This is a genomic window from Lactobacillus taiwanensis (assembly GCF_017894345.1).
GTDB lineage: Bacteria > Bacillota > Bacilli > Lactobacillales > Lactobacillaceae > Lactobacillus > Lactobacillus taiwanensis.
This window is the reverse complement of record NZ_CP059276.1, coordinates 1,636,056-1,658,635: the sequence shown is the minus strand read 5'-3', so window position 1 is coordinate 1,658,635 and position 22,580 is coordinate 1,636,056. Positions and strand designations below refer to the sequence as shown.

Annotated in this window: 15 protein-coding genes; 10 read left to right on the top strand and 5 right to left on the bottom strand. The window is 36.6% G+C overall.

Annotated elements, in window-relative coordinates; all coding sequences use genetic code 11:
• Positions 1-8 precede the first annotated feature (8 nt).
• The 4 genes from efp to H1A07_RS08145 all read left to right on the top strand — a co-directional run bounded on the left by efp (position 9) and on the right by H1A07_RS08145 (position 11,580).
• A complete protein-coding gene (gene efp / locus H1A07_RS08170) occupies positions 9-581 on the top strand; it encodes an elongation factor P (protein WP_094503567.1) in 573 nt (190 codons plus the stop codon).
• Between the two features lie 157 nt (positions 582-738).
• Positions 739-9,045: a Rib/alpha-like domain-containing protein gene (locus H1A07_RS08165; protein WP_210144891.1), complete on the top strand. Its 8,307-nt coding sequence runs from the start codon at positions 739-741 to the stop codon at positions 9,043-9,045.
• 258 nt (positions 9,046-9,303) lie between these two features.
• Positions 9,304-10,524, top strand: coding sequence for a family 1 glycosylhydrolase (locus H1A07_RS10495; protein WP_338034686.1), 1,221 nt, complete (start codon positions 9,304-9,306; stop codon positions 10,522-10,524).
• Positions 10,525-10,656: 132 nt separating this feature from the next.
• Positions 10,657-11,580: an EamA family transporter gene (locus H1A07_RS08145; RefSeq protein WP_210144890.1), complete on the top strand. Its 924-nt coding sequence runs from the start codon at positions 10,657-10,659 to the stop codon at positions 11,578-11,580.
• 62 nt (positions 11,581-11,642) lie between these two features.
• Here H1A07_RS08145 and H1A07_RS08140 read toward each other — a convergent pair whose 3' ends face one another.
• Positions 11,643-11,843, bottom strand: a complete 201-nt coding sequence (locus H1A07_RS08140) for a hypothetical protein (protein ID WP_244974119.1) — start codon at positions 11,841-11,843, stop codon at positions 11,643-11,645.
• 307 nt (positions 11,844-12,150) lie between these two features.
• Here H1A07_RS08140 and H1A07_RS08135 point away from each other — a divergent pair, with 307 nt between their 5' ends.
• The 5 genes from H1A07_RS08135 to H1A07_RS08115 all read left to right on the top strand — a co-directional run bounded on the left by H1A07_RS08135 (position 12,151) and on the right by H1A07_RS08115 (position 17,206).
• A complete protein-coding gene (locus H1A07_RS08135; RefSeq protein ID WP_210144889.1) occupies positions 12,151-13,905 on the top strand; it encodes an oligopeptide ABC transporter substrate-binding protein in 1,755 nt (584 codons plus the stop codon).
• A gap of 286 nt (positions 13,906-14,191) precedes the next feature.
• A complete protein-coding gene (locus tag H1A07_RS08130) occupies positions 14,192-15,112 on the top strand; it encodes a PTS sugar transporter subunit IIAB (RefSeq protein WP_210144888.1) in 921 nt (306 codons plus the stop codon).
• Between the two features lie 10 nt (positions 15,113-15,122).
• Entirely contained in the window at positions 15,123-15,932 is an 810-nt protein-coding gene (locus H1A07_RS08125; protein ID WP_210144887.1) for a PTS mannose/fructose/sorbose/N-acetylgalactosamine transporter subunit IIC, read from the top strand.
• The gene (locus H1A07_RS08120) at positions 15,922-16,725 is read left to right on the top strand and encodes a PTS system mannose/fructose/sorbose family transporter subunit IID (protein ID WP_210144886.1); all 804 of its coding nucleotides are present in this window, start codon (positions 15,922-15,924) and stop codon (positions 16,723-16,725) included. Before H1A07_RS08125 ends, H1A07_RS08120 begins: the two co-directional genes overlap by 11 nt.
• 85 nt (positions 16,726-16,810) lie before the next feature.
• Positions 16,811-17,206, top strand: a complete 396-nt coding sequence (locus tag H1A07_RS08115; protein WP_057718198.1) for a hypothetical protein — start codon at positions 16,811-16,813, stop codon at positions 17,204-17,206.
• Between the two features lie 61 nt (positions 17,207-17,267).
• Here the strand turns inward: H1A07_RS08115 and H1A07_RS08110 are convergent, their stop codons facing one another.
• The 3 genes from H1A07_RS08110 to H1A07_RS08100 form a co-directional block, all read right to left on the bottom strand.
• The gene (locus H1A07_RS08110; protein WP_057718199.1) at positions 17,268-17,744 is read right to left on the bottom strand and encodes an S-ribosylhomocysteine lyase; all 477 of its coding nucleotides are present in this window, start codon (positions 17,742-17,744) and stop codon (positions 17,268-17,270) included.
• Positions 17,745-17,771: 27 nt separating this feature from the next.
• The gene (locus tag H1A07_RS08105) at positions 17,772-18,872 is read right to left on the bottom strand and encodes a vitamin B12 independent methionine synthase (RefSeq protein WP_210144885.1); all 1,101 of its coding nucleotides are present in this window, start codon (positions 18,870-18,872) and stop codon (positions 17,772-17,774) included.
• Between the two features lie 512 nt (positions 18,873-19,384).
• Positions 19,385-20,773, bottom strand: a complete 1,389-nt coding sequence (locus tag H1A07_RS08100; protein WP_210144884.1) for an L-cystine transporter — start codon at positions 20,771-20,773, stop codon at positions 19,385-19,387.
• Positions 20,774-21,185: 412 nt separating this feature from the next.
• Here H1A07_RS08100 and H1A07_RS08095 point away from each other — a divergent pair, with 412 nt between their 5' ends.
• On the top strand, positions 21,186-21,923 hold the full coding sequence (locus H1A07_RS08095) for a PAS domain-containing protein (protein WP_094498182.1): 738 nt from the start codon (positions 21,186-21,188) through the stop codon (positions 21,921-21,923).
• 282 nt (positions 21,924-22,205) lie between these two features.
• Here H1A07_RS08095 and H1A07_RS08090 read toward each other — a convergent pair whose 3' ends face one another.
• The gene (locus H1A07_RS08090) at positions 22,206-22,526 is read right to left on the bottom strand and encodes an Rpn family recombination-promoting nuclease/putative transposase (RefSeq protein ID WP_244974118.1); all 321 of its coding nucleotides are present in this window, start codon (positions 22,524-22,526) and stop codon (positions 22,206-22,208) included.
• Between the last annotated feature and the right edge of the window lie 54 nt (positions 22,527-22,580).

Sequence of the window (22,580 nt, the reverse complement as noted above, 5' to 3'; positions counted from 1 at the left end):
ATGTGTTGATGCAAGCAATTGAATTGAAAAAAGGTATGATTTTTAATCAAGATGGTAAATTGATTGAAGTGTTGAAGAGTAATCACCATAAACCTGGTAAAGGAAATACGGTTATGCAAATGGATTTGCGTGATGTTATGAGTGGAGCAGTTGTACATAAGACTATGCGTCCAAGTGAAAAAGTAGAGCTAGTCAATGTTTCCTTGAAAAAAGCACAATATCTTTACGATGATGATGCTAACTTTATTTTTATGGATACAAATACTTATGAACAATACTTAATTCCTAAGGAACATCTTGAAGCAGAAGCTAAGTTCTTGATGCCAAATATTGATGTTGATCTTAAGTTTACTGACGAAGGTAAATTAATTGGAATTAACTTACCGTCAACTGTAAAGATGACTGTTAAAGAAACTCAACCAGAAATCAAAGGAGCCACTGCTGCTGGTGGTGGAAAACCCGCAACTATGGATACTGGTTTAGTTGTAACGGTGCCAGACTTTATTAAGGAAGGCGAAGAATTAATTATTGGAACTGAAAATGGCGACTATAAAGGTCGTGCTGATAGTATTAGTAGATAGATTAAAGTAGAGCTGTTTGAATAAAACAGCCCTATTTTTTTTGAACTTTTATAATGGCAATGTTATATAACACACGGAATTTAATCTACACAATTATGAGAAACAGTATTATAATGAAGATGTGGTTTTTATAATTTACTAAAGGAGAAAGGAAATAATGCTATCAAAAAACAATTATCACGAAAAGCTTCGTAAAATGGAGCCTAGAAAAGAACGTTTTTCAATTAGAAAGTTTTCTATTGGAGCCGCTTCTGTTTTAATTGGTTTCAGCTTTATGAGTATGGCTGGAAATCAAAAAGCTCAAGCTGCTGAGCAACAAGAAAAACCAGCAGTAGTGCAAAATGCAAAAGATAATGAGCAAAGCCAAAGTAGCGCTGGAGCTACTCTAGAAGCCAAAATGGGGGGGGTAAACTCAGCTACTACAGCTAATAAAACAGCTACTGATAGCAAACTTACTCAATCTCCTATTCAAGATAGTACTCACTCTTCTGCTAATACAGAAGCAAATAAATTAACTAACTCTGCAAATTCAAATGTACAAGCAGGTCAAAGTAATGATTTGACTATTTCTAACAAAGAAGATTCAACTAATGTAGAAAATAAAACAGCTGTATTAAACACCGATAAAAAGCAAACATCTTTGACTAAGGATAGTCTTAGAGATGAAAAAGTAGCTGCTGCTTCTGTTGAAAGTACTGCAACTAAGAATCTTCGTGGTACTCAATCACAAGACGTAAATGATTGGCAAGGTTTTGTCAATGCCATGAATGATTCCAGTGTTGGTACCATTAAATTGACGAGCGATATTACAGTTGCTAACAAGGGTACTAATGTTAACGGCATTCATCGTCCACAACCACTAATTAGCTCTGGAAAGATGAATTTAACTGGCTCTAACATTTCTGGTGGATTAGATATTGATGGTCAAAATCATACCATTAATTTTGGAGCTAATTATCTGAGCTTTGATACTAATAATCAAAAGAATAGTAATCCTTGGGACATTGCTTTCAAGAATTTAACTATTAATGCTGATGGTTATGATAACAGTTGGGGTACTTTGGGTGGTGCGTTTAGCCCAATTTATATGGGCGGAGATGATATTAACACTAGTCTTTTAGCTAAGAACAAGGTTACCTTTGAAAATGTGACTGCTGATGTTAAAAACGGTGCCTTTTATAACACTACTATGGCTCAACAAGTTACTGATAATCCATACACTACAGTAACTTTCAAGGGCAATAATAACATTACTGTTGAAGCTGTAAATGTTGCTGGAAATCAATTGTATAACTATTCTAGTGCTGTTTCAGCTTCACACATTGTTTTCGCTGACGGTACTAATACTGTCTTTAATGTAAGCAGTGCGAAAACCAACAATGACCAAAATGCTGGTGGCAATATTTTACGTGCCAAAGTTGAAGATAGTTCAGATACTACTCCAGCAATTGACGTTCAAGAAGGTGCAACTGTTACCTTAAATGGTAAGTCCACTGATGTTAAGGGAATGCTCGTAAATAATGCTATTACGGGTACTGTACAAGTTGATGGTAACTTAAATGCTAACATGGCTGACGGTCACTCAATGGCTATTTGGGCTGGTAACTTAAACATTGGTAAGGCTGGTGTTGTTAACATTAACACTAAGCAGAGCAATGATGGTAGTGGTTTAAACGGTGTAACTAATTATAATGGTTACCACTTTGCACCAATTTCGCTGGGTGTTGGTTTTGCAGCTAACGTTACAAACGCTGATGCAAATACTTTAGATAACCAAGGTAAACTAACGATTGTACGTAGTGGAGACAATACTTCAACTTCACCATTAATTTCTTTTGGTAGTGGAAGTGCTGCCGCTCTAACAGGTAAATTTACTTTAAACGTTACCGATGGTGCAACTTTGGACCTTCAGGATTCAGCTCAATCTTCAATTGCAGGTGCCACTACTAATACTCCTAACATTGGTTTAATTACTATGTGGGGTTCAGGTAGTTCATCGACTGCAAATAACATTAATATTACTAATCCTGCTTATGTCAATTTACAACGGACTGGTAAGCAAACAGGTACTTTAATACGTCTTGAAAACTTGACTAACCATGTTACTGTTCAAAGTAATGGTGCTAATAATCCGTTACCACTGGCACAATGGGACGAAGGTAACTACAACAATCCATCATACTACTGGTACATTAATAACCTTACATCGCATAACAACTGGGGGAACAATTCAATCAGTGGTTTTGCTAAACAAGGTCAAACTGCTGGTGCAAATAAGGCTGGTGAAGCTAAATTCCTTCACTCAAATGGTATTGTTACCATGGGTGGTAGCCAAGCAGGTTTAAACCAATATCAATACACTGACGGTACAATTACTCAAGGCCAACCAGATCCTGGTGTAGATTATGAAACGCCATACTTAAATAAATTCTTGAATAACTTTAATTGGTGGACACCACAACAAATTTCTATGGGGACTAACCTAGAAACTAAAGTAACACCAACCGATGCTGACAAGTATCAACCAGTAGTTCAAACTATTGATGGTAATACTAGCCAAACTCTGAAGGATTTAACTGCTAAAGCTGGTATTAAAGGTTTACTTTCTGGTAATGGTACAGAGACAGATGATCTTTCTTCTGTTAAGAGCGTAAGTTGGTATGATGCAGCTACTGATGCTAATGAGTGGAAGAGCGTAATGGGCAATGAAGCAGAACCAACTAACCCAACGGGTAATCTTAAGACTAGTGATAAGTCAGCTTGGGCAAAAGTAACCTATACTGATGGTTCTGTTGACTTTGCAAATATTCCATTGAAGATTACTGAACCAATGGCACAGCTTTACACTCCATCATACAAGCCAGTAAACGTTGAACAAGGTCAGACTGCAGCTGGTGCCCCATCATTTACTGATCAAGATGGTAAGGATGTAACTGCTCCAACTGGAACTACCTTTACCACGGGAACTGATACACCAGATTGGGCTTCGATTGATCCATCAACAGGTACTGTAACTGTTAAGCCAAGTACTGAGGTAACACCAGGTGCTTACAATGTTCCAGTAACCGTAACTTACTCAGATAAGAGTACCGATGAAACTACTGTGCCAGTAATTGTTACTAAGGCAGGACAAACTGTAACTTGGGGTGATAATGGTGCAGTTGTAACTACTGTTGATACTTCTAAACTTAACGCTCACGAAACTACTGAAAATTCACAAGTACTTTCTCCAGCAACTGTTGTAACTGCAGAAGGTTACGAATTAACAGATGGTAAGATTTCAACTACTGCTACGCCAATTACGATTGATCCATCAACTGTTAGCTGGACTACAACTCCAAATACTAATGTTGAGACTGCAACTGCAGCTGGTAAGGAAATCACTGCCAGTGTTACTGTTGACTTCACTAATAACGATGCAGCAAAGAACATCTTAGGCTCAAAGAACGGTGTTGTAACTACTAATCCATTTACTATTGATGCTAAGGGTGCAGGTGCTAAGAATATCACTACTCCAGTTACTGTTGCTCTTGGTTCAGCTTTGACTAGTGAACAATTTGGACAATTAGTAGAAAACAATATTCCAACTGACGAAATTGCAAGTACTACTTGGGAAACTAAGCCTGACGCAAACGGCAATGGTGGAGTAATCAAGATTACCTTTACTGATAAAGATGCTAATGGTAACCCAACTTACTTGAACGTTAACATTCCAGCAAGTTCAATCAAGGTAACTACTGATGCAGAAATCAATACCCCACAAGGGCAAGATGTTTCAACTAAGGTTGGAGAAGTTCCTGATGCTAAAAAGGGTATTAAGAATCCAGATACTTTACCAAATGGTACAACTTATACTTGGCAAAATACTCCAAACACTACTACTCCAGGTAAGAAACCAGCAGTTATTGTAGTAACTTACCCAGATGGTTCTAAGGACGAAGTTCCAACTAATGTAGTTGTTAATGCTAAGCCAGAAATTAAGACGATTACTACCACTGTTGACGGTAATCCAGCTGCCACTGAAGGAATTGCCAACTTGAATAATGGTGGTACTACTCCAGTTGACGGTTATCCAACAAGTGCAACTTGGACTACTAAACCAGATACTTCAAAGCCTGGTGCAACTACTGGCACGGCAACTGTAACTTATCCAGATGGTACTACTGAAACAGTAACAATTCCGGTTGCTGTAAATGGTCAAGGAGATGTTACTGTTATCGATAATGGTCATGTCTTCAGCCTTCATGCCAATAATGTTGTAACTCACAAGACCTCAGATAAGAACATTATTGGTGGACCAGTAATTGAAAACTTCAAGTTAAGCTACTACCAAGGTGGTCAAAACTACAGTAAGCCATACATTTACACTTTGAATGCTGACAAGACTGCATATGTTCTTACCCAAACTGGTGATAATCCAGCTGGTGTAACTGTTGATGCTCCACAATCTATTAATGCTAGTGACATTAAGATTAGTTGGACTGCCGATGGAACTGTTCTATTCAATAATGCATTAGGTCCAATCAAAGGTAATGGTCAACCATCAAGCTTAGCATCAGACAACAATGGTGGAACCAAGACGATTACTTATACTAACTGGGTCAATAATCAATTTGGTTATCCTAAGTATTCAGCTGTTGTTAACAGCTCAGGTGTAAACTGGCCAATTTATGGAAAAGGTCCAGTATCAACTTATCCATTCCCATCAGTTTACATTTATGGTGCAGAAGCTAACGGTACTATTCCAAGCGTTAACTCCGACGTTAGCGATTTGAAGACTGCTTTAGGAGATGCTTCAAAGCTTGTAAATACTAATGATTTAACTGCTGATCATAATTCTGAAATTAGTTCAGTTAACTGGCAAACTTTACCAAGTCTTGCTGAAGCTAATGCTAAGGCTCCTGCAACAGTACGAATTAACTTCACTGATGGTAGTTATCTTGATGTTCCAGTAGCTGTAAATGTAATCAAGGTTGATCAAGGTGTTGATGATAAGACTAACCACGACATTTATCGTGATATTACTCGTACGATTAATGTTGAAGGCGAAAGTACTCCAGTTGTTCAACACGTAATTTATAGTCGTGCTAAGATAACTGATCTTTCTAAGCCAGCAGGTCAACAAATCAGTTACACTGATTGGGCAGCTGCTAAGAATAGTGAAGGTCAAGCAGTAACGAACTTCCCACAATATGAAGTAACTAAACCTGGCTACACTGCTACTGCAACTGGTGCAACCATTGAAACTGTTGATGGTAAGCAATATGTTCCAGCTTCAGCAACAATTACTCCAGATTCATCAAATGAAACTGTTAATGTAACTTACACTGCTAACGAACATACTTTAGTAATTAATTATGTTGACGGTAATGGCACTGTGGTAGGTACTTACAATGTTCCTGGTAAGACTAATGAAATTGTTAATGTTGATGTACTTGGACATGTTCCAACTAACTGGAAACTAGTTCCAAAGCAACAAGTTATCGGATCTTACAAGTTCGGATCAAATGATCCACAACCTGTAGACTACAAAGTTGAACATGGTACTAAAGTCGTTCCTGTTGACAAGAATGACAAAGATACTTACCGGAAGATTACCCAAACCATCCAAGAAGTACCAGCTGGCAAGACTAATGCCGATATGCATGTTGTAAGAACTGCTTCAGTTGAATTTGAACGTACTGGTGTGAAGGACTTAGTAACTGGTGATATTGCTTGGAATGCATGGAATTCAAACAGCGAAACTTTCCCAGTTTACAACATTAAAGAACAAAAGGGCTATGACAGCTATGTAAATGGTGTTAAGGCAACCGAAGTAGCAGCAGTAACGGTAGATCCAGATTCACAAAACATTACTGATACCATTACTTACGTAAAACAAGCTGCAACTCCAGTGCCATATGATCCTTCAAACAAGGATATGAATAAGTCAGTAACCCGTACCATTAACTACGAAGTACCAGCAGGACATGAAGCAATTGCCCCTGTAACACAAACTGTAGAATACACTCGTGATGTTAACGGTGTCGCAGGTTACCAAGATCCAGTGACTGGTGAGATTACTTGGAATCCATGGCACGTTAAGAGTGGTAAAGCAGAATTTGCTTCAGCTAGTGTAGAACAAATTAAGGGTTACGATTCATACGTAGATGGTACAAAGACAACCGAAGTACCAGCAGCTGCAGTAACTGAAAAAGATGGAGTACCACAAAATGGTGCAAACGTCACAGTAAGTTACCAAAAGCAAGCTGATACCCCAGTACCATACAAGCCAGGTCAAGAAGGCGTAAACGATGACATGAACCAGTATGTAACTCGTACGATTGTGGTTCATGAACCAGATCAAGATCCAGTAAGTCATGATCAAACCGTTCACTTTACTCGTGAAGATGCTCAAGGTAATGCCGGTTACACTGATCCAGTGACTGGCAAGATTACTTGGAACGCATGGCATGTGGCAGGTGAACTTAACCAAGCAAATGGTACTTGGGCAGAATTTAATGCACCAACTGTTAAAGGGTACACTCCAAGTCAAGCTAAAGTAGCAGCTGAAGAAGTTACTGCTGAAACTAAGAATGTCATTGTTGACATTAAATATGCTCCAGTAGCTCCAACTGGTCAAAATGTAACTACTAAGGTCGGTGAAGTACCAGATGCAAGCCAAGGTATTGCCAACAAAGATGATTTACCAGATGGTACTAAGTACTCATGGAAGACAACACCAGATGTATCTACTGAAGGTGAAAAACCAGCTGTAGTTATTGTAACTTATCCAGGTGGCTCACCTGTTGAAGTACCAGTTACCGTAACTGTAACTAAGAACCCAACCGATGCAGATAAGTACACTCCAGAAGGTCAAGACGTGAACACTAAGACTGGCGTTGTACCAAATCCAGCAGAAGGCATCAAGAACAAGAGTGACTTACCAGATGGCACTAAGTACACTTGGAAAGACACTCCAGATGTAACTACTGCAGGAGACAAGCCAGCAACTGTTGTTGTAAGCTACCCAGATGGCTCAAAGGATGAAGTACCAGTAACCATCCACGTAACCAACCCAGCAACCGATGCAGACAAATACACTCCAGAAGGTCAAGATGTAAACACTAAGACTGGCGTTGTACCAAATCCAGCAGAAGGCATCAAGAACAAGGGCGACTTACCAGATGGCACTAAATACACTTGGAAGGACACTCCAGATGTAACTACTGCAGGAGACAAGCCAGCAACTGTTGTTGTAAGCTACCCAGATGGCTCAAAGGACGAAGTACCAGTAACCATCCACGTAACCAACCCAGCAACCGATGCAGACAAGTACACTCCAGAAGGTCAAGATGTAAACACTAAGACTGGCGTTGTACCAAATCCAGCAGAAGGCATCAAGAACAAGAGTGACTTACCAGATGGCACTAAGTACACTTGGAAGGACACTCCAGATGTAACTACTGCAGGAGACAAGCCAGCAACTGTTGTTGTAAGCTACCCAGATGGCTCAAAGGACGAAGTACCAGTAACCATCCACGTAACCAACCCAGCAACCGATGCAGACAAGTACACTCCAGAAGGCCAAGATGTAAACACTAAGACCAGTGTTGTACCAAATCCAGCAGAAGGCATCAAGAATAAGAGTGACTTACCAGATGGTACTAAGTACACATGGAAAGACACCCCAGATGTAACTAAGCCAGGTGAAAGTACTGGTGTGATTGTAGTAACTTACCCAGACGGTTCAAAGGATGAAGTACCAGTAACTATCCACGTAACCAACCCAGCAACCGATGCAGACAAGTACACTCCAGAAGGTCAAGACGTAAATACCAAGACCGGCGTTGTACCAAATCCAGCAGAAGGCATCAAGAACAAGAGTGACTTACCAGATGGTACTAAGTACACATGGAAAGACACCCCAGATGTAACTAAGCCAGGTGAAAGTACTGGTGTGATTGTAGTAACTTACCCAGATGGCTCAAAGGATGAAGTAACTGTGAAGGTAGTTGTTAATACAAACGATGTAACACCAGAAACACAGCCAATTCATACTACTCTAGGCGTTCTTCCAAACCCAGCAGATGCTATTAAGAACAAGGATGAAATGCCAGTAGGTACTAAGTACACTTGGAAAGAAGTACCAAATGTCAATACACTTGGTGAACACACTGGTGTCATTACTGTAACTTATCCAGATGGTTCAAGTGTAGACTTAACAGTTAAGGTATATGTCGATGCTGTCGCAAAGGAAAACAACAGCAACAACACTGCTCAAGTTATCACTAAGCATGTTGCGGAAACTAATGAAAAGAAGACTTCTGCAACTCCAGCACAACAAATTAACCATTCTGAAAAGGCTACATTGCCACAAACCGGTGCTAAATCAGAAAATGCAGCTGGTATCTTAGGCTTAGCTATTGCTGCAGTAGGTAGTCTATTCGGATTAGCTGCTGATAAGAAGCGTAGAGACAAGTAAATATTGTAAAAGTTTGATTTTCTAAATATAGACAAAGAAAGAAGAGACTAGAGGCCTCTTCTTTTTTGTTGCATAAAAATAAGTATTTTTATTTAAATACTTATTGGCACAATTATATGTAAGCGTTATTATAGTTATTGCAAATAAGCGGATTTACTGATGGGATCAGGTCTGAGCTACTACAAATAAAGATGATATACGTAGATAGGTATATTCTAGTTTGTGGTAGCTTTTTTCTATATAAAGGTGATTCGTCGGATGATATTTCTTAAAACATTTAATAATAGTGCACCCTTGGTTCAGGACGATCAAGGTCAAGAACAAGTAGTCCTAGGTAAAGGCGTAGGCTTTGGCTTAAAAAAGGGTGATGAGATTGATGAAAGTAAAATTGAAAGACGTTTCATTGCGAACTTTCATCAAGATGAGGTTAACCAAGTTAAAGAAATAAACGCTTCGACCATCGATTTAACTAATAAGATGATCCAGATGGTGGAGCCGCTATTGAATGTAAAGTTCAACGATTTTCAATACTTGGCTTTAGCAGATCATATTGATTTCGCTCTTTCCAGAATTGAAGATAATATTGATATTAGTGCTGCAAATACGCGCTGGGAAGTTAAGAATCTTTTTCCTAAGGAATATAAAATTAGTGAAAAAGTTATTGCTTTAATTAATAAAGAAATGAATGTTAACTTGCCAGTAGATGGGAAAAAGGCAAATGATGATGCCTTAAAAGACACTGATGGTGTTGTAACTGTTGTTAAAGCAGGTGGCCAATATCAAGTTGTTATTGGCAATGAAGTAGCTGATGTTTATGACGCTATCTTAAAAGAAGGTGGCTTTTCTGGCGGAGGTCAAGTAGCCGATGACGATCTTGAAGATAGTAATATGAGTGTGATGGATGACCTTATTTCAGGTATCTTTACGCCAATCTCATGCCCAATGGCAGCTGCTGGTATGACCAAGGGATTAACTGAAATGTGTGCTTCCTTGGGCTGGCTTTCTGAGACTTCGGGTACTTATGAAGTTTTATATACAATTGGGAATGGATTTTTCTATTTCTTACCACTTATTTTATCTCTTATAAGTGCTAAGAAGTTTAAAGTTGGCGGTAACTTTGCTGCGAGTGTTAAAAATCCATATTTGAAGTATTCCGAATGGAGCTGGGCAACTGATCCAGATGGTCTTCAATATTATCTTGAAGTGATGTATGACCATTATGATATTCCAATGATGGTTGTTGAAAGTGGCCTTGGCGCAGTGGATAAAATTAGCGATGATGGCGTTGATTTGATTGTCTACACTACTTGGGGTTGTATTGACTTAGTTAGTGCCGGAACTGGTCAAATGTCAAAGCGCTATGGTTTTATCAATGTTGATCGAGACGATGAAGGAAAAGGCATTCTGAAGAGAATGCCGAAAGATTCATTCTATTGGTACAAGAAAGTAATTGAATCTGACGGTAAAGATCTAGACTAATTTGAATTTTAAGAATACTGCTCAATTTAACGTCAAAATTGAGTAGTATTTTTTTATCAAAATTACAATGATTACTTATATAACTATGCTATGATGGTTTAGATTAATTATTATTTGTGAGGAAGAAGTTGGATGGATAAGCAAGCTACTAGAAGTAGACTATGGACAATTTTAGCTGCATTGGCAGCTGTAATGTGGGGAATTTCAGGTTTATTTGCGGAATCTTTATTTAAGATTAGTTCTAGAATTACACCAATTTGGCTAACGCAGGTTAGATTAATTATTTCTGGGATTGTCCTATTAATCATTGCGTCAGTTTTACATCAAAAACCATTTTCTGTTTTAAAAAATAAGAAAAATACCTTGCGTATTATTGCCTATGGTATTTTTGGCTTGCTACCAGTACAGATTTTTTATTTTATTGTCATTGAAATGGTAAATGCCTCGATTGCTACAATCTTGCAATTTATCGGGCCTTTTTTCGTCCTTGCTTATTTAGCGATGACCCATCAGCAGGTTTTAAGAAAATTAGATGTTCTAGCAGCAATTATGGCGTTTATTGGAGTATTTTTGCTGTCGACACATGGAAATTTTAATCATTTAGCTATTACTCCTTTAGCATTGTTTTTTGGTCTATTATCTGCTTTAGGTGAGGCAAGTTATACTTTGATTCCAGTTAAAATTGTAAAAAGAATTTCTAGTTTAGTTTTGACTGGGTGGGGGATGATCTTTGCTGGTTTTGGTTTGGTAATTGTTCATCCAAGTTTTCATGCCATTCCAGTCACGCCAAAAGTGTGGCTCTGGGTTGGGGCAATTATTATTATCGGAACGATTCTGCCATTTCAGATAATGGCGAATGCCTTACGCTATGTTAAGCCATCAACTGTTAGTTTACTGGACGCCTTTGAGCCTTTATCGGCTACTGTTGGATCAGTTTTAATCTTTGGTTTAGTGATGTCAGGGATGGACTGGTTAGGTACAGCCTTAGTAATTACAGCAGTTTTAGCTTTGAATTTTACTCCTAAAAGAAAAATTAAAAAAACTGAAAATAAATAATAAAAGAAAAGCTGGTAATATCTTCGTTTGAAATGAAAATATTACCAGCTTTTTTGAAGTTTTTATAGTTCATTTAAGATCATTTCTTGCTCAATAAATTTATCAAAGTGAGGGAACAAGAAAATAACGTAGCCATAACCATCAGGTTTAATAACTTGGTCATCTACTAATTTTCTGCGATAAACAGCTAAATAATTTGCACTTTTATTCATTATTTTACCAATTTCTTGGCCTTTAACTCTAGTTTTTCCTACTTTTACCATTGCTTGCACGAACTCTTTTTCTTTGAAAGATATGTTTGTAGCTAAGTTTAATGGTTTCTAAATCTAGTGAAATAAGATATTTGGTGAAACAAACTAGGATTGAAAGGATTGTTGTCCATACGTTTCACTTTCTAATTTTATAACTAGTAGATTATTTTCTTAAAGAAAACAAGTGTATTAATATCGACTTTTTAATAAAATGCAAATTTTATCGAAAAATATTTTAATTTTATATTGTCTTTTTCATTTTAATATCATATAATCAAAAACAAGAAATTTAAGTCAGCTCACAAAGGAGGAGAACAAATTGAAAAAAGTTAAGTGGTTAGGAGCAATTACTGTTTTGTCAGGGGCGGCATTAACTTTAACTGCTTGTGGGAATAACAACAATAATAATGCTAGCGATAAGAAAGTTAGCTTTAAGGAAGCAGTTCCTAAGAAACAAGTTAAAAAAGGCGGAACATTAAAATACGCTATTGAAAGTGACTCACCATTTACTGGTATCTTCTTACCAGAGTTATCAGATACGGCAACTGATGGGGAAATTCAAGGGCCAGGTTTAGAAGGTTTATTTGCAACTGACGATAGTTATAAGATTAACAACAAGGGTGCAGCTACCTTTAAGTTAGATAAGAATGCCAAGACAATCACTATTGAAGTGAAAAAGGGTGTTAAGTGGTCTGATGGTAAGCAAGTAACTGCTAAGGACCTTGAATATGCCTACGAGATCGTTGGTAATCCTAAGACTAAGACTTCAAGATATACAGATTCTTTAGCTAACCTTGTTGGTTTAGAAGAATATCACAAAGGTAAGACTGATAAGATTTCTGGTATTGAAATGCCAAATGGCGAAGATGGTCGAAAGGTCGTTCTTCATTTTAAAGAAATGAAACCAGGTATGCTTCAAGATGGTAATGGTTACTTCCTTGAAACTGCAGAACCATACCACTATTTGAAAGACGTTCCATTTGATAAACTTTTATCAGATGACAAGGTTCGTAAACAACCACTTTTCTTTGGTCCATACAAGGTTCAAAAAGTTGTTCGTGGTCAATCAGTTACTTATGTACCAAATGAACATTACTGGCGTGGTAAGCCAAACTTAGATAAGATTACTATGGAAGTAATCGGAACTAACTCTGTTTCTCAAGCTATTAAGAATCACAAGTTTGATATTACTGGTGTGCTTAACTCTCAATGGAACAACGTTAAGGATACTAAGGGCGTTAACTTCATTGGTAAGATTCCTCTATCTTACAACTACTTAGGCTTTAAGGTAGGTAAGTTTGACAAGAAGACTGGTAAGAACGTTGAAGATAAGAATGCTAAGATGAACAATGTTTCATTACGTAAGGCGATGGCTTATGCAATGAACATTGATGCCGTTACCAAGCGTTACAGCAATGGCTTGAGTTTCCGTATTAACACTTTAATCCCAGCACAATTTGGCGACTTCTCTGACAAGAGTATCAAGGGATACCCATACAACTTGAAGAAGGCTAATGAATTGTTAGACAAGGCTGGATACAAGAAGCGTAAGGGTGAAAAATACCGTCGTCAACCAAATGGTAAGAAGTTAACTATTAACGTTGCTGTTCGTAATACACAACCAAACGCTGAAAAGATCTGGACTAACTACATCCAACAATGGCAAAAGATCGGCTTAGATGCTAAATTTGTTGGTGGTCGTCCAATGGAATTCAACTCTTGGGTACAAGATGTTCAAGCAGATAGTCCTAAGATTGATGTCTTTGAAGGTGGTTGGAGTTTATCAGCTGAACCATCACCAATGGACCTTTACAGTGAAGGTGCTCCATACAACATGGCTCGTTTTGTTTCTCCAACTCAATCTAAACTTCTTACTAACATTGATTCAACTAAGGCCTTCAACCACAAGTACCGTGTACAAGCATTTGATAAGTGGCAACAATGGATGTATGACAATGCCTATGTTGTACCTACCACAAACAGCTGGTCAGTAACTGCAGTTAATAACAAGGTAACTGGCTGGTCACTTAAGCCATCAGCAAACTCATGGTACGATGTTGGCTTTGCTAAGTAGTAAAAAATAATTTATTCCATACATATAATCCTCATACATTAACACAAATTCTTAAATAATATTTCCTTAAATTAAATTTTCATAGTTATATTCCTACAGAAGGCTCTACTTTCGTTAAGTAGAGTCTTCTTTTTGTATCAGTAATGACAGCGATTACAAGTACAAACTATCATAATTGAACTATACCAATATTTAATAATTAGCTGAAATCACTACTATATTTAGCTTTAATTTATATACCAATTAGGATAAAATATAAACATTGTGAATTCTGGAGGAATTAAATGTGAATAATTTTTTAATAGTTAGTCATGGTGAATATGCTAAGGCAACTTTAGCTAGCTGTGAGATGATCGCAGGGAAGTTGCCGAATGTAAAGGCAATTGCTTTTAAACAAACAATGAACCAGGACGATTTACTTAATGAGATTGAAAAGGTTGCAGAAAGCTTTGATAAAAAGCCGACGATAATTGTTGATATTGCTGGAGGAACGCCCGCAAATGCATCTTTGCGCTATCATCAAAAGCACCCCGAGGTAAAAGTATATAGCGGATTATGCTTACCGCTTTTGCTGGCTGCTGTAATGGGAACACCGATGGAAGAAGCTATCAAGCAAGCCCAAGAAAACATAGCCCCGGTTGGAGAAAATTTAGATATTAAGAAGACACCGGCTAAAGAAAAAAATACTGAAGAAACAAAGCCCAATGAAAATGCGGAAATTGAGCCACAGACGATGCACAATGTGCGAATTGATGAACGACTTATCCACGGACAAGTTGCTACAATGTGGACAAATGCACTTCGTTTAACACGAATTATGGTAGTTGGGGACGATATTGTTAAAAACGATATTCAAAAGACTGCTTTAAAAACAGCTTGTCCACATGGGGTTCATCTCAGTATTTTAACTGCTAAGGGAGCAGCCAGACGAATTAATTCAGGTAAGTATCAAGGTCAAACTGTGCTAGTTTTGGTAAAAAATCCTAGTGTCTTACGTCAAATGTTTGATAATGGCGTGAAGTTGCCTGAGATTAACGTCGGCAATATGTCGACTAAAAGCGATTCACGTCAGGTTGCTAAGAGCGTGGCTGTTACTGCTGAAGATGTTGACGACTTTAATTACTTAAACAAGCAAGGCTGCCATCTATATCATCAAATGGTACCCGCAGAAGATAAAGAAGACTTCATGAAATTATTAGAGAAATAGAGGAAAAATAATGACAATACAATGGTGGCAGATTTTACTGCTGACAGGATTAGCTTTTTGGGCAATTATTGACCAGCTTACTGTAGCTGTGTTGAATAATCCATTGGCAATAGGGATGATTTCTGGAATTATCATGGGAGACATTACGACTGGATTAGCAGTTGGTGCAACTCTCCAGTTAATGGTGTTGGGTGTTTCTACTTATGGCGGAGCTTCAATGCCGGACTTTATGACTGGTGCGATTGTTGGTACAGTTTACGCCGTTATTTCAGGAAAAGGTGTGCAGTTTGCAATTGGTTTGGCAGTTCCAGTTGGATTATTGATGGTTCAATTAGATGTATTAGCGCGTTTTGCAAATACAATTTTTCAACATCGAATTGATTCTTTTATTAGAGAAGATAAGCCAAATGCAGCAGCACGTAATGCTTTGTGGGGAACTTTTACTTGGGGATTTTCACGTGCATTACCCGTCTTTATCTTGCTTGTGGTTGGAAATGATGTTGTAAAAGCAATTTTACGAGTTATTCCTGCTTGGTTAACTGATGGTTTAAAAGTTTCAGGACATATTTTGCCAATTGTTGGTATTGCAATTTTACTTAGATACTTGCCAACTAAGAGATTCATTTCATATCTAGCAATCGGATTTATTGCAGCGGCTTATTTAAAGATGCCAATGCTTGGAGTTGCACTTCTTGGGACAGCGTTAGCTTATATTCACTATACTCGTGAAGTGGAAAAGTTAGAAATGAAGCAGACAAATACAGAAAAGCAAAATGAAGATGAAGAGTATACGAATGATGAGGGAGAGTATGAAAACTAGTTCAAATAAATTAACAAAAAGAGATCTATTTCGAGCAACTTGGCGTTGGTTATGGGCTAGTCAATTATCTTGGAATTATGAAAAAATGATGGCTCCAGGTTATTTTTATTCTGTTTTGCCTTTTTTAAAGCGTTGGTATAAAGATGATGAGTTAGTTGAAATGATGCAAATGCAGTCTCAATTTTTCAACGTTAATGCTTTTGATGGAAATTTTATTATTGGGATGGATTTAGCAATTGAAGAAAAGCAAGGTAGTAAGGCTAAAGATACAATTGCTGGATTAAAGACTGGTTTGATGGGACCACTTGCGGGAGTGGGAGATACGATTTTTGGCGCAATTATTCCAACAATCTGTGGATCAATTGGGGCATATATGGGGTTAAGAGGAAATCCATTTGGCGCATTTCTGTGGATAATTGTTAACTTGATTATTTTATTCACAAGATTTAGCTTTTTAAACTTGGGTTATTCACAGGGTGTAAAGCTAATTGATTCTGCTTCAGGTAAATTAAATGCAATTACAGATTCCGCAATTTTACTTGGGGTTACCGTCGTTGGTGCCTTAATACCAACAGTAGTGAATGTTAAAGTGCCATTTGTATATCGAGCAGGTAAAGTAACATTAAAGATGCAAACAATTTTAAATCAAATTATGCCATCCTTAGTACCTGTCTTACTTGTAGCTTTAGTTTACTGGTTGCTAGGAAAGAAACATGTGACGTCCACTAAGATGATCTGGTTTGTTTTGATTTTAGGAATTGTTTTAAGTTACTTCCATATCTTAAGTGCCTAAAGCCAGCTTTAATATTTTTAATGCTGAAATGGAAACTATTGTTCTATAATTAAAAGTAACAATAAAGATTTATAAAGGGACTTTTATGAAAGAAAAAGAAAAGAACACCATTATAGGACAATTACTTACTTTAGATTTATTTGCAATTATTTGTGGTTATTATTTTATTGATACGATAAATATGTTTGTTAAGCAGCAAGACTGGTGGTATGACTTACTGGTAGTGTTAATTGTAATCTGTGAGATGATCTACAATTGGCTTCAGTTGCTAAAATATAAGGAAAAAATACCAAATTTAGTAGTTATCTTAACTAGTATTACCTTAAGTGCAATTCTGAGCGGAGTATACTTTAGTGTAATTTGGGTTAATATTCAAAATAAACAAAATTATCAAAACAATATAGTTCTAGCATTAATCTGGGTATGTATGCTAGTAATTGGCAACATAGTTTTGTGGAATAGATATAAGAAAAATAATTAAAAAATGCATTATTACTAGTTTGAAATTAGTAATAATGCATTTTTATATTTATTCAGAAAAATTATTCTACAACATTTCTTTCAAATGGATCGTCAGAAATTCCTTTTTCTAAAATATCTCTTGACCACTGTTTAGCAGAAAATAGGGAGTGATCACGATAATTGCCACAAGATTCAATAGTAGTACCAGGAACGTCTTCCCATTGAATCTTGTCGCGAATTTCTTCAAGCGATTCTTTAAGTGCCTTAGCTACCTCTGTAGTGGATGGGGTACCCCAAACTAAGAGGTGAAAGCCGGTGCGACAACCAAATGGGGAGCAATCAATGTAACCGTCAATGCGATCACGTAACAATCCAGCTAATAAGTGCTCAATAGTATGTAAGCCCCCAGTAGGGATGGCATTTTCATTTGGCTGAACTAAACGAAGATCAAAATTACTAATTTTATCTCCTTTTTGTCCTTCTTCAACAGTAATTAAGCGAACGTAAGGTGCTTTAACTTTAGTGTGATCTAATTCAAAACTTTCAACTTTGCCCATAATAAATTTCCTCCGTATAAAATTTTTTTATTTCCAAATTTTATTAGCAGTATCAACGACTAGTTTTATTTTTTTCCATTGGTCAGCTTCAGTTAGAATATTGCCTTCTTCTGTTGAAGCAAATCCGCATTGCGTACTAAGAGCTAAATTAGTTAGAGGAACTAGCTCGGCTGCTTCATTGACTCTTTGAATAATTGTATCAGGATCTTCTAGATGTCCATTTTTTGATGTAATTAATCCTAAAACAATTGTGACGTTATCACGATTGTTCCAGATCTTTTTGATTGGTTCTAAATCTCCAGAACGATCATTGTCATATTCTAAGAAAAAGCGATCATAATTTAGCTGGGCTAGGTACTTAGCAATTGGCTCATATCCACCTGAGAAAAGAAATGTAGATTTAAAATTACCACGGCAGATATGTGTAGCAACAGTTAGATCATCTGGAAGATTTTCTAGCGTTTTATTGATTACGTAAACTGAATCTTTTGCTAATTGAACGTATTTTTCATGTTCTTTAGGATCATTTTCAGTTTCATTCAACTTACTAATTAAGAAGGCCCAAGTTGTGTCATCAATTTGAAGATAACGACAGCCTAAATCATAAAATCGCTTAATTGTCTTGTGATATGCCTTTGCTAGATCATCAAGATAATCCTGTTTATTCTCATAAAAGTTAGACCAGTTGTCTGAACGGTTATCTCTAAAAAGTAGAGTAGGTGAAGGGATCGTTTGCTTAGGAGTTACGTTAGTATGTTCCTTAACAAACTCAAATGCTTTAAAGAACGGATGATCGGGATTATAAGCTACTTTGCCAGCTAATTCTGCATTGTCGGTTCTAGTTTTAGCACCATGGAACTTATAGCTTTCTTGATAGTCATATTTTGCGACGCCATTTAAGCCCCATAAGAAATCAAGATGCCACCAGCTACGACGAAATTCTCCATCCGTTACAGCCTTTAAGCCTAAGTCTTCTTCTGTATGGATTAATTTCTCAATTTCTTGGTTTTCTATTTGAGTTAATTCAGCTTGCGAAATATCGCCGTGATTAAACTTATCTCTGGCCTGCTTTAATTCTTTTGGTCTTAAAAAACTGCCTACAATATCGAAATGTACTAATTCTGTCATAGTAATCTACCTCCTAATTTTAACTAAATTTTTCATTTAAATGTTCTTTGAGGATCCACTAACAAAAGGGATCATGTTCAAGTAGCACATTCGATTAAATACCCGTTCGTTAAAAACAATATACTTATTTTTCATAATGATCCCTCCTTAAACAATAAATAAGCAAAAGAAAAAGCGTCCTTAGCATAGCTATTACACTACACTAGGGACGCTTATCACGTGTTACCACCCTGTATTCAAACTGACTTTACAATCAGTTCCTCGTTAAGTACTCCAAAATATGGAAGACTCAGACGTGATAACGTACGTCAATCGTAAATTGCTTACTTAATTAGCTCGCATTTTATTCTAAATCCAAGACCATATTCATCACTCTAGTACCATCGGTTTTCACCAATTCCGACTCTCTGTGAGATACTTTAAGCAATTACTCATCTCTTCTAAGTTTTAATTAATTTTGTTGTCATAATAATACAACTTCTAAAAATTAATGTCAAGAATATTTAGAAAAATTATTCAACTTCAGTATCTACATCATCTTTTTGATTATTAAAAATACCCCAGTCTAATTCTCCAGTTCGCTTAGCGGTAATCACACCAGCAACCATTGAATCGTTAACGTTAAGAGCAGTTCTTGCCATATCAACGATTGGGTCGATAGCAATTAAAACTCCAAGAACTGTTACTGGTAAGTTAAGTGCACCAAGTACCATTAAGGTAGTAAATGTTGCACCACCACCAACGCCGGCAACACCGAAGCTAGAAATAACGTCAATTACAACTAAACTTAAGACAAATTGCCATGAGAAGATGTTAACTCCAACAAGTGAGGCAGTGATTGCCGCAACCATGGATGGATAAATACCTGCACATCCATTTTGACCAATAGTTAGACCAAAGCTAGCGGCAAAGTCTGCAATGGTATCACTTACTCCCATTGATTCGCGTTGAGTACGTACATTAAGTGGTAAACTACCACCACTAGTTCTAGAAGTAAATGCGAAAACTAAAACGGGCCATGCTTTCTTAAAGTAGGTAACAGGATTAATTCCATTAATTAAAAGTAAAACAGCATGTACGATAAACATAACAGCAATTGCAACATAAGCAGCTACGATAAATACAAGAAGTTTACTCATTGTTGCGAAACTGTTAGTTGCAGTAGTTCTAGCAATTAAAGCAAAAATTCCATATGGAGTGAGTTCAAGTACAATTTTTACTATACGCATGATAATTGCGCGTAATGCTTGGATACCACGTGCGAAAGTTGCAGCGACTTCAGCTTTTTCTTTCTTAACTTGTAAGAATGCAATTCCGACAAAAATAGAGAAGATGACGATTGCAATTGTGCTAGTTGAACGCATTCCTGCAAAGTCTGCGAAAATATTTTGTGGGAAAAACGAAGTGATTTGTTGTGGTAAAGTTAGACCTTTCAACTGTTCTTGGTGGTCCTTAATTGCACTAAGAGCAGTTGAAGAAGCAGACATTCCTTTAGCAAAACTAGCTCCACCCAAGTTAAAGATTGCGACACTGCTAAAGCCCAAGAATGAAGCAACAGCAGTAGTTCCTAGTAAAATGGCTAAGACGCTAGCTGCAATTTTTCTAATCTTAGTCGTAACCTTTAGTTGAGTGAAGGCACCAACTAGTGAAACGAAGATTAAAGGAAGAACTAGCATTTGTAATAATGAAACATAGCCATCCCCAACGATTGAAAGCCAATCGATACTATTTTTTACAATATCGCTTTTGGCACCAAACATTAATTGAATAGAAACCCCAAAGACGATTCCGGCTACTAATGAGAGAAATACTAGCTTAGTAAATCCCCAATTTTTTCTATGTAAGTAGGCCATACCAGCTAGAATAGCAATGGCTACTAAGACAATGAGAGTAGTTTGCACTTTCTTCAACTCCAATTCTAAGCAAACAAAAAAGAGCCATTGGCTTATGCCAACAGCTCTTAAGAAAAATCATAGTTATAACTTTGAAAAGTTAGTTTCTAACTAGAGAAATTCTTGAAGTGAACTAATGACTGTACGCCAAATAATTGCCAAATTTTTTGACAATTACAACAACAAGAATTTGTTTGACGTACATTAAACATAATCATTAGCTCCTTTCTTACTTTTCACAAGTTATAATATCTCATAGCTTACTTTTAGTCAACAGTTAATTTTAAAAAGAAAGCAATATTCTATAAATATATATTATGAAAGATTTACATATAAAAAAATATATATTTGTATTGCAAACCCTTTCTTAAGTGAGTATAATTAAATTGAAGAGTTGTTGATTAATATGAGGTGAAGTAAAATGGCAGAACCTAAATGGTTAAAAGATTTAAAAGAAGAAGATTATCTTAAAGAAGATTTCGATGCAACTGGAAAGTCACGTTATACTGTGGACGGTATCGATAAAAATGATCCAGATTGGTTAGATAAAGCAGCAAAAAAAGTAAATGCTGCTGAAGGAGACGATTATGTAAAGCTTGATGCTGGACTTCTTACAGTTAACCAAATTAATTGGATGCTTCGGCGTGCTTTTGGTGAATTAACTTATGTTGATGATAATAATCAATTTTTATGGTATAACAAACCAACTGATCCAAATAAAAAGATGTTAGCTGGTCGTACTCCAGACCAAGTTGGTGATACAATGGGAGCTGTTCACCCTGATATTCGTAACGTTATTCCTGAAGCAAAGAAAGTTATCTATGCTTTAAGAAATAAAGTCGGTGGACATGATGAAGTTAAAATGCCTGTTCCAAATGGTAATCGTCATAAGTTGATTCTACATGATTATAAGCGAATTGAAGACGAAGAGGGTAACTATGTTGGTACTTATGAATGGGTACAAGATATATATCCGTTTGTAAAATATTTCTGTGAAACTACTGGACAAAAACTTGTTGATGATCCCGATGCTACAACTGGTGCAACTTATAAGAGAGATACCATTGATACTGCAACAGGTGCTTCTAAACATGAAGAGCCTGTAGAAGAAAAGAAAGAAGCAAAACCTGATACCAATTCTGGCGCTTCAGAATATTAATTGAATAATTTTTAGATTTTAAAAAGTCTACTTTTTTGAAGTAGGCTTTTTGTGTTTGATAGCTAGCTGATAAAGAAATATAAAAAATACCTGATATATCTCTGCTTATGAAGCATTGATATATCAGGTATTTTCAATTATTAATGTATTTAATTGTTTTTAATAAAATGTTTTAATTCTTCTTGAGAAAAATATGTGCCATAATCCTCAGTTAATTGTTTTAATACGAAGTCATCACTAGCATTTAATTTTCTACTGAGGTTAATCATCTTTCTAATAGCATTAATTCGGTCCTCTTCTTTTCAACTTTTGGATAAAGCTATCATTTGTATTAATTTTACCACCCATTAGATCGAAGAATTCGTGTAGACGTGGCGTGATTTTCTCTTTTGTTCCACTTGCATTAAGCAAAAGGAATTTTTGACCAATATGTAGTGGATCATCCTTGAATCCCTTGGTGCTCCAAGTCGTATCGTAGCGATACTGGTCAAGTCCGAGAGGATCAGTTGGCAGAATTAAAATTAAGTACGTAGTAGGCAAATTACGATAATTTTCGCCTTGCATAAACGGACTTTGATCCATCATTGAAAAATAATACCGCATTCGTTAAAAAGGAGTTTTATTTTTTTAGACAAAAAGCATCCCTCAAACATTTAA